Annotated in this window: 8 protein-coding genes; 2 read left to right on the top strand and 6 right to left on the bottom strand. The window is 42.6% G+C overall.

Annotated features, from left to right (window positions below):
* On the top strand, positions 1-202 hold a 202-nt coding region (locus ACXADE_RS20050; protein ID WP_474982284.1), incomplete at its 5' end, for a hypothetical protein.
* A gap of 1,075 nt (positions 203-1,277) precedes the next feature.
* Here the strand turns inward: ACXADE_RS20050 and ACXADE_RS20045 are convergent.
* The 3 genes from ACXADE_RS20045 to ACXADE_RS20035 are packed head-to-tail and all read right to left on the bottom strand — an operon-like array spanning position 1,278 to position 3,433.
* Complete coding sequence (locus ACXADE_RS20045) at positions 1,278-1,661, bottom strand: EAL domain-containing protein (protein WP_474982283.1); 384 nt, start codon at positions 1,659-1,661, stop codon at positions 1,278-1,280.
* A complete protein-coding gene (locus tag ACXADE_RS20040; protein ID WP_474982285.1) occupies positions 1,594-2,019 on the bottom strand; it encodes an EAL domain-containing protein in 426 nt (141 codons plus the stop codon). Before ACXADE_RS20040 ends, ACXADE_RS20045 begins: the two co-directional genes overlap by 68 nt.
* Positions 2,012-3,433 (bottom strand): sensor histidine kinase, encoded by a 1,422-nt coding sequence (locus ACXADE_RS20035; RefSeq protein ID WP_474982282.1) that lies wholly within the window; start codon positions 3,431-3,433, stop codon positions 2,012-2,014. The genes ACXADE_RS20040 and ACXADE_RS20035 overlap by 8 nt, the downstream gene beginning before the upstream one ends.
* Positions 3,434-3,773: 340 nt before the next feature.
* Here ACXADE_RS20035 and ACXADE_RS20030 point away from each other — a divergent pair, with 340 nt between their 5' ends.
* On the top strand, positions 3,774-5,207 hold the full coding sequence (locus ACXADE_RS20030) for a DEAD/DEAH box helicase (protein WP_474982281.1): 1,434 nt from the start codon (positions 3,774-3,776) through the stop codon (positions 5,205-5,207).
* A 178-nt stretch (positions 5,208-5,385) separates the two neighbouring features.
* Here the strand turns inward: ACXADE_RS20030 and ACXADE_RS20025 are convergent, their stop codons facing one another.
* The 3 genes from ACXADE_RS20025 to ACXADE_RS20015 all read right to left on the bottom strand — a co-directional run bounded on the left by ACXADE_RS20025 (position 5,386) and on the right by ACXADE_RS20015 (position 8,500).
* Entirely contained in the window at positions 5,386-6,204 is an 819-nt protein-coding gene (locus ACXADE_RS20025; RefSeq protein WP_474830039.1) for a thioredoxin family protein, read from the bottom strand.
* A 63-nt stretch (positions 6,205-6,267) separates the two neighbouring features.
* A complete protein-coding gene (locus tag ACXADE_RS20020; protein ID WP_474982280.1) occupies positions 6,268-7,725 on the bottom strand; it encodes a sensor histidine kinase in 1,458 nt (485 codons plus the stop codon).
* Positions 7,726-7,843: 118 nt separating this feature from the next.
* A complete protein-coding gene (locus ACXADE_RS20015) occupies positions 7,844-8,500 on the bottom strand; it encodes a response regulator (protein WP_474804927.1) in 657 nt (218 codons plus the stop codon).
* Positions 8,501-8,544 lie beyond the last annotated feature (44 nt).

Here is an 8,544-nt window from a genome sequence, read left to right as displayed (position 1 = left end):
TACTGATGTTATTGATGTTGGGTTTGCCTACCCGTGGATAAATGCACCGCAGCAACTCTACAGCAGCTACTTGTTCTCTCAGTATGAAGGTGGTAATGCTAGGTTGAGAAGGTCTTTTGGCGATGTTGTAGTTGATATTGAGGCTTACTACGGAAAGTATGAGGATGCGCTGGTCTTCAAGCGGTATCAACGTAGATGTTGAAGTGGAAAACTTGTTCGGCGGCGTTATTGAAGTCAACTATGGTGGCTTGCAGCTAAGAGCAGCCACTGTCAATGCCCCCAAAGTTGAAACAACCATCGATGAAATAGCGCCTCATTGTTACAGGGGCTTAGAGCTGCTGGGTTTGACAACATAGCGGAACAGTTTGCTATCAACGATCGTGCAGGGCGCTTTTTTACTGGGTGCCAGCTATGACGCGCTTAACTGGTATGTTAGCGGCGAATGGATGAAAGTTTCGTCTGATATCGATGTGTTAATGGAGAAAAGTTTTTTATGTCTCGTATGGCGATCATCGACGGCTTCCTTCAACACGTTACGCTTCATCAGGCAATCACTCAATACCATCGAAAACACTATTCCATTGGGTGCGTCACCCGAGTTAGATCAACTTTATTTCGCTGTTGAGCAACTAAATAGCTTCTTTCCTACAGATGACCTTGATACCGACACTAGGCGCTAGGTGGGATGTGAAAACTAACATTGCACTTAAAACTGAAATATCAATTCTTGACGGTAAAGAGGCAAAAATCATCGTTTTACGACATTAAAGAGAATAGTTTCGATAGAAATGCGACCTTGTATCAAGTGGCAGTAGAGTGGGTATTTTAATGCGAAGATATACGGTCTTTTTTCTCTTTTTCCTAAGCATTCGAATAGCCGCTGCAACCGAAGGTGTGTGGATCGTTGCTAACGTTGAAAACCAAGCCTTTTCGCTCACAAAAGCTGAAATACGCAATCTCTACATGAAAAGTGGAACGACTACTTATGAGTTAGAGCCTGTTGCTATGAGCCCAGGACATAGTACGTTCTATTTTCAACGCAAAGATTATCGCTTTACCCGAATCTCGCATTCAATCTTATTGGGCGCAAATGCGCTTCAGTGGACGTCAAGCTCCGCCAGTTGAATACGATAGTCTAGAGGAAGTGATAAATTACATAAATAACCATGAAGGTGCAGTTGGTTATGTCCCAGCAAACACAGTATTACCCGAAAACGTAAGTGTGGTTTATCGAAGCTTCTAAGCAGTCAGTAAGCTTGGGTTTGTTAAGAATGCACCTAAACGCTATCGACTAATTCTTTTAGTGGAAGTGGCTTATAATAAAGAAATCCTTGTTGCATACTGCATCCATGATTAATTAAAAAATGCGCCTGCTCATCAGTTTCTACACCTTCGGCGCAAACAGCAAAGTTCAAGCTCTTCGCCATTTCAATAATGGTCTTGGTAATCATTTCTGATTGCTTAGAATCACCTATTTTACTTACAAAACTTTTATCTATTTTTAGGGTGTCTATATCAAACTGTGTTAAATAGCTTAGTGATAAGTAGTAACCTGTACCAAAGTCATCAAGCGCAAGCTTGCAGCCAAGCTTTTTAAGCGACGCAAAAAACGGGTTGACCACATTGAAATCGTTCATGTAAGACCGATACAGTAATTTCAAACTCTACGTTCCGATGCTGGCAGCCAGTCATCGGCGCATTTAACTCATTAAGTAGAAAGTCGATAACATTGTGATTATTCAAATCGTGTGTGCTTAAGTTAACTGATAGCGTTATATTGCTGCCAAAGGCTCTAAGAAGCATGGAAGATTCATGACTAAGCTGCTTTAATACCCAAAGGGTTATTATTGATATCTTATCTGTTTGTTCGGCAATAGGGATGAACTCAGCGGGTGATACTTGACCTAACACCTCATCTTGCCAGCGAAGTAGAGCCTCGAAGCCAATGATATTTTTGTCTGTATCTACCTTAGCTTGATAGCATAAATAGAAAGCATCGTTTTCAAGTGCATCAGTAATCCTGGGAGGAAATGAGCACTTTGCGTTTAGTATGCGCTAACATTTCATTAGTAAACCACAAATATCTTGCTTTACCGCTGTATTTAGCCTTGTACATTGCAACATCTGCGTTAGTAATTAGGTTGGTCGCAGAGTAATTACAATCACGCGCTAGCGCTAGCCCTATACTCACACTTGAATCTAGCCGTAGTTGGTTGACAGTGTGGGACTTCGATACCGTATTCACAATTTTTCGGGCCGTATCTTCAAGGTATGTATGTGAAGCAAGGTCGGGAACGATAACGACAAACTCATCGCCACCTAAACGCCCAAGAGTGGAGCTTTTACTGAGTGCGTTTTCCATTAGTGAACTAATATATAGAAGAAACCTATCCCCTGTATCGTGACCAAAAGAATCGTTAATAGATTTAAAACCATCTAAATCAATGAACAGTAAACCAAGTTCACAATTATTTTTCTGCGCTTTGGTAAGCTCATTTGATAAAAGCTTCATTAAGCACTGACGATTAGGCAGTCCTGTTAAGGCGTCGAAATTAGCAAGTCGCTCCATCTGGGACTGTTGCTTTTGTAGCATTTTAGTTTTATGCCGATTCGCTTCAGACTGTTTTTTTATGTTCTCCATCATATTGTTGAATGCTCGAGACAAAGCAAGCATTTCCTCTTTGTCTACTTCCTCAACCTTGACATTGTAAGCGTTGTCATCCACAACACTGTCCATTGTTTTAATTAAGGTGTTTAGCGGACGCATTGCTCTGCGCTGTGCTCGTGATGATATGAACAACGAGATGATAATGAGAAACGCAACGGAAGGCGTGACCAAAATAATGTACCTGTGCCGGCTCGCTTTTAGTGCTTCTTCAAGATTGAAAATCAGCGCAAGTTTCCCTAAAGGAAAAACGTCTTCGCCCACTGTTTTTACTGCTATTACTTTACTAGAGGTGCGATGTAAGCCAATGGGGAGCGTCGCGGTATTACGCTCAATGTTTGTTCCACTGTGCTGTGGAGACATTTGTTCTTGCGTTTTAGTGAGCCTCCCTTTTAAGCCGGCAGGGCCCACATAAGAATTCAACAGAGTACCGTTATTATTGAAAATATAAGCTGCTTCAGCATATTCATATTCGTCTAAGCGAAGCAAAATTTCCGTTTGATTGAAACTGCCGGCGGGTTCTTCTATGTAGTCAATTAGGTCGACAGCCATGTTTACGCTTAATGCGTCGACCTCTTCTGAGACAAATTCAATATAAAGCTTTTCATAAACATAAATAGACAGGCCGATAATAAGGGCACTGACTATTGAGACAGACGCAAGTGTATTGAAAGAAATTTCTGACCTGAGACTTTTCAAAAAACGCTCTTTTAAGTTGTATGGACTGGCAATAACGACTTTGAACAATATGCAGGAAGGGGTCGTCACTTATTCACCTTTACAGTATAGACGGTTTGCGTCATTTCTTAATTAGTAATTAGATTGAAATTGTACGAATGGGTAGTGCCATGCTTTATTTAGATGTCTTTTGAACAAAAAATGCGCTGGTGGACTTTAGTTTTTAGTGATAGACTCCGCGCGCAATTTGTAAGAGTAAACACCTACGTTTTTTCTTGATGTCAAACACCAATAAGCCAAGTTGGCAATGGCGTATCTCTTTAGGTTTTCCCAGTAATCTATAACCCCCCACGGTTAGCAATAAAGCACTAGCGCTTATACCTTTGCGGTATGCAATTTTATTATAAATACCTATGACAGGAGTTTATTAATGTCATTTACCCAATTAGGGCTCGCTGAACCCTTGTTAAAAGCTATTGAAAAACGAGGATTTAGTACACCATCACCAATCCAGGAAAAGGCAATACCAGAAGTATTGCAAGGAAAGGATGTGTTGGCAGCTGCGCAAACGGGAACAGGGAAAACTGCAGGATTTGGACTTCCTATTTTACAGAGATTGATGGAAGGACAACCTGTATCTGGCAACAATGTTCGAGCACTTATCTTAACACCCACGCGTGAACTTGCTGCTCAGGTAGAAGAGAGTATCAGAGCGTTCAGTGAGTTTTTGCCATTAAAAACTGCCGTGGTATTTGGTGGTGTAGGTATTAATCCTCAAATGATGAAGCTGCGTAAAGGTGTGGATGTGTTAATTGCTACGCCTGGGCGACTGCTTGACCTCTACCAGCAAAACGCTGTTAAGTTTTCTCAGCTTGAAGTGTTGGTGTTAGATGAAGCCGACAGAATGCTTGATATGGGCTTTATTCACGACATTAAGAGAGTACTGAAGCTATTGCCACAAGAGCGTCAAAGCTTACTGTTTTCAGCCACGTTTTCTGATGAAATCACTGCGCTGGCGAAAACAATAACACGCAACCCTGTGAGTATTTCAACCGCACCAGCCAATACCACGGTAGAAGCGGTTCAGCAGCACTTAGTGACCATTGATAAATCCAAAAAGACGACCGCGCTTATTTGTCTGATCAAACAGCAGAAGTGGGAGCAGGTGTTAGTATTTAGCCGCACAAAACACGGTGCTAACCGTATTGCAGAAAAGCTAACTCGGTCAAAAATTCCAAGTGCCGCTATTCACGGTAATAAAAGCCAAGGCGCACGAACTAAAGCGCTTGCTGACTTTAAAAATGGCGCAATTAAAGTGCTGGTAGCCACCGATATCGCAGCACGCGGCATCAACATTAGTGAATTGCCTATCGTTGTAAACCTAGACTTACCCAATACGGCAGCTGATTATGTTCACCGAATTGGTCGTACAGGGCGCGCAGGCGCTAGTGGTCAGGCGTGGTCATTTGTATGTGCCGAAGAACTGCAAAACCTGAAAGATATTGAGACGCTGATTCAAAAGCTGCTTCCTCGTGAAACATTGGAAGGTTTCGAGCCTCAGCAAGCCGTGCCTGTTACCACGCTGTCTAAGCCTAAAAAGCCCAAGAAGCCGAAAAAGCCGAAAGCACCACAAGGTGAAAGCGGCAGCGAAGGTAAACGAAGTGGCGAGAATAAAAAGACGGGTCAACGCCAAGGCAACCGTAGCGGAAATGGTAATCCGCGCGCAGGTAAACCGGATTCGCGCAACAATAGCGGTGGAAAGCCTGCAGGTCGAAGACGCTCAGGAAGTGAAGGAAGTGCCGCTAAACGACCAGCTAAGCGTAGAAGTCATGCATCAAATGGGTCGAACAGCGCAAAAGCATAAATAGCTGAATATCCCCCTGATAAAATGCGGATAAACTAAAAAAGGGCGCTTCACTACGTGTGAAGGGCCCTTTTTTGTCGTTTTACCTTGATGTGGAACCAACATATCTGCGGTAACACGCGGCGATTACGAACATTTTAACTCTCGCTGAGTGGCTAATGATCTACGTGGACTGGTATTAATTCTGTTCCCAAGAAAACGGATTGTAGTGTCGCAATGCTGGCGTGGTGTTGACTCCGTTGCCATTCTCAGAATCTAACGTAAGTTCGGCGCGCTTTATCAGCGTTTTTTGCAGTTCAGTGCGAAACCCTTTGGTCTCTCTCCATAGCTGGTTAAGTTCTTCTGGGGTATCACCTTGTAAATCTTGAGCAAGCAGAGGACTAAGTTTGTCGTAAGCGCTTTGTAATCTCAGTGCTTGCTCTTTGTTGTAGGCTTTTTCTTCGTCAGTCGCTTGCCAATTAATAAACGGGGCTTTTTGGGCAGCTGTCATTGCAGGAAAGCGAGAGAAATATTGAATGTACTCCGACAAAGGAATGCTATCGGCGCGCCCCCAGATATCCATGGTCGTTCTGTTTAGCAAAGCACTGGTTTTAGGCTCAACAACCATCACAGTTGGCGTTGCATAGTAAATCGGGTAGTCAAATCGCTCGGTTATATTTCTTCTGTCTTCAAGTGTTCCCACATCAACAAATACGGTTTCATAATGAGCGCGTAGAATAAGGTCCATTTCCTTTGTCGCAAAACGCTCAGCTAAGCCAGTACTGTCGTGGCACCACTGAGCACCCAGTACAACCAAAAGTAATTTGCTTTGTTCCACAGCTCGCTGCTGTGCACTAACCACATCTTGATAGGGTGATGCAGACGGAGCGTAAGTGTAAGGACTTTCACTTTGAGTACTTACACAGCCATTTAACGTGGTGAAAGTGGCAATTAGGACAGCAATGTTCAGGCACTGTCTAAAAAAGCGGGCTCGGCGAGTAGTGAAGTTTTTTTGCATACGGTTATCAAAATAGTAGTTAAATCAACATCAATGTAGCACAAAAAGCAAAATGAAAAGCTGTTATTGGATATTGTTAGTGGGAATAGAAAGGCGTACTACAGTTCCCAGCGGGTAATCGCGGCTTATATTGAGGGTTCCATCTATCAACTTAGCGCGCTCTTTCATGGAAAGCAGGCCGAGTGTGGGCTTAGCGTTAACTGAACCTTCAATGGTGTCGGGTATACCCGCACCATCATCTGCTACAGTGAAGATAACACTTTGCGACTCATAGGAAATATCAATAGAAAGTGTCTTCGCTTCAGCATATTTGATGCTATTTGTTACCGCTTCCTGAACTATCCGATAGATGTGTATTTTCTGCTCGGGCTTAAAATTAATAGGCGCGCCGCTAAGATTGAAAGAAAAATCTATTTTTGCGCGCTTAAGCGTAGTTATGATGTCAGAGCGTTCGATCACGCTCTCGATGGGAAGAGTGTCGATACCAGAGGGACGTAAACCGCCTAGGCTCTTTTTCATTGCCTGGTACAAAGCATCTATTTTGCTGATTAATATCTCGTGGTCTTTGGTTGTGTCAATCAATGATAACTGAAGTTTTAAATCGACGATGCGGTGACCAAAATCGTCGTGCAGATCGCGAGATAAACGCTTTCTTTCATCCTCTTGTACTGCTACTAGCTTGGCAGCGAGGGCTTGTGCGTTTTGCACTGCAATTTCAAGGTCCTCGTTGTTTTGGGCCAGTTTGTTATTCAATTTACTCGACTGGTTGATAGAAGACCCTAGGATGAGACAACTTACGCATAGCGCTAAAATATAAAATTGATGCTCTATGGGAGGTAATGCGCTCTGACTGGCTACCACAAACGCTGTAATACCAATAAAAAAACAAGATAGCGCACTACCAAACACAGCATAGCGATACGATAAGAAGAGGGCAGGAAATACCGCCAGGTATTTAATTTGATAGCTGATATTAATATTTTTAGAGTAAAGATAACTACTGAAAACTAAAGTAAGTAACCATGTCCCCGCGGTTATAAACAGTGTTGATTCACTTTTATTAATATACTGGCGAGTGTAAAGCGCAAATAGAAGGGGGCAAAGAACAATAATTCCTACAAAGTCACCAAGAGAAAAATCGAACAAAATCGAAAGAAAAACCGCTACGTCAGTTTGTACTTCAATAGCCCTTCTGCCTAGAAACACTGCCCCTAGCGCTACGCTTATCAGCACGCCGAATGCCAAGGTGGCAAGGGTACTGCGGACATTATCGAAATAAGGTGCTGCAAAACGGCGTCTAAAGACATAAACACATCCGCAAACTACCGCGGGTGATATGAACAAGTGCACTACATACCAGCCGACACTTCCGCTTAAAAAGGCGGTGTTATCAAGAACGCCCCCTGGATGGAATAAAATGAAGTGGGTTAATTTTTCTGAAAAAAGTAACAACGGCCAGCTTGCTAACGGCAATAACAAAAAGGCGGCTGAGCGAACGCCAGCAGGTAAATACCAACTCACAGTCCCTGATATAATTTCAAACTGGGTGCTAAATAGCCATACGCTATGAAATAGACCGGGGCAATATATATCAAACCCATCATCAAATAGGTAGTGTTGATATACCGCCTGATATTCATTAATCCGCTTTGACTAAGGTGTCGTCATAGATGACGTCAGATACATCTAAGTATCCGGTTTCTAATGCTATACGAAGCAAGCCAAATTGAGACGTAACATTCAGTTTTTTGTAAATGTTAGTTCTGTGAACCATCACTGTTTTTGGCGCTGTATCTATGTGATAGGCAATTTGCTTGGGTTGGAAACCTTTAGCTAGTAGTAAAAAAACTTCCTTTTCTCTTTCTGTAAGAATGGAAGTCAGACGCTTATCGCCAAACGCTAATTTCTTACTGATATCTGAACTTAGGTAGTTTTCATCTTTTTCTAGTGACTCAAGTGCGTCCATCAACTCTTTTGTAGCGGCACTTTTTGTAACGTAGCCATCGGCGCCAAGCTCAAGCGCTTTACTAATATAACCCACGTGATCGTACATGCTTAGCATCAAGCATTTAACAAAAGGTGCCTCTTTCTTAATTTTGATAAGCGTGTCAAAACCATTTTCTTGAGCTAAGGAAATGTCCAAAACTGCTACATCTATGTCATCTAGAGATGCGAAGGCGGGGAGTGCGCTCAATGAACTTACAGCGTAAGCGACGTGCCAGCCATACTCTTGCTCGATGAGAGTCTTAATGCCGTCCCTTACAATTTCATGATCATCAATGAGGAGTATGTGCATGAAAAAATCAATCTATTTTTTAATGCATCAAGTGTACGTTGTAT

The sequence above is a fragment of the Halobacillus sp. ABR2_026 genome (assembly GCF_056158545.1).
Note: the sequence above shows the minus strand (reverse complement) of the source record. Positions and strands in the feature narration are given on the sequence as shown.

Excerpts from the sequence above, each read along its gene's own strand:
- ACXADE_RS20030 (WP_474982281.1), top strand. The coding sequence starts at position 3,774 with ATGTCATTTACCCAATTAGGGCTCGCTGAACCCTTGTTAAAAGCTATT.
- ACXADE_RS20025 (WP_474830039.1), bottom strand. The coding sequence starts at position 6,204 with ATGCAAAAAAACTTCACTACTCGCCGAGCCCGCTTTTTTAGACAGTGC.
- ACXADE_RS20015 (WP_474804927.1), bottom strand. The coding sequence starts at position 8,500 with ATGCACATACTCCTCATTGATGATCATGAAATTGTAAGGGACGGCATT.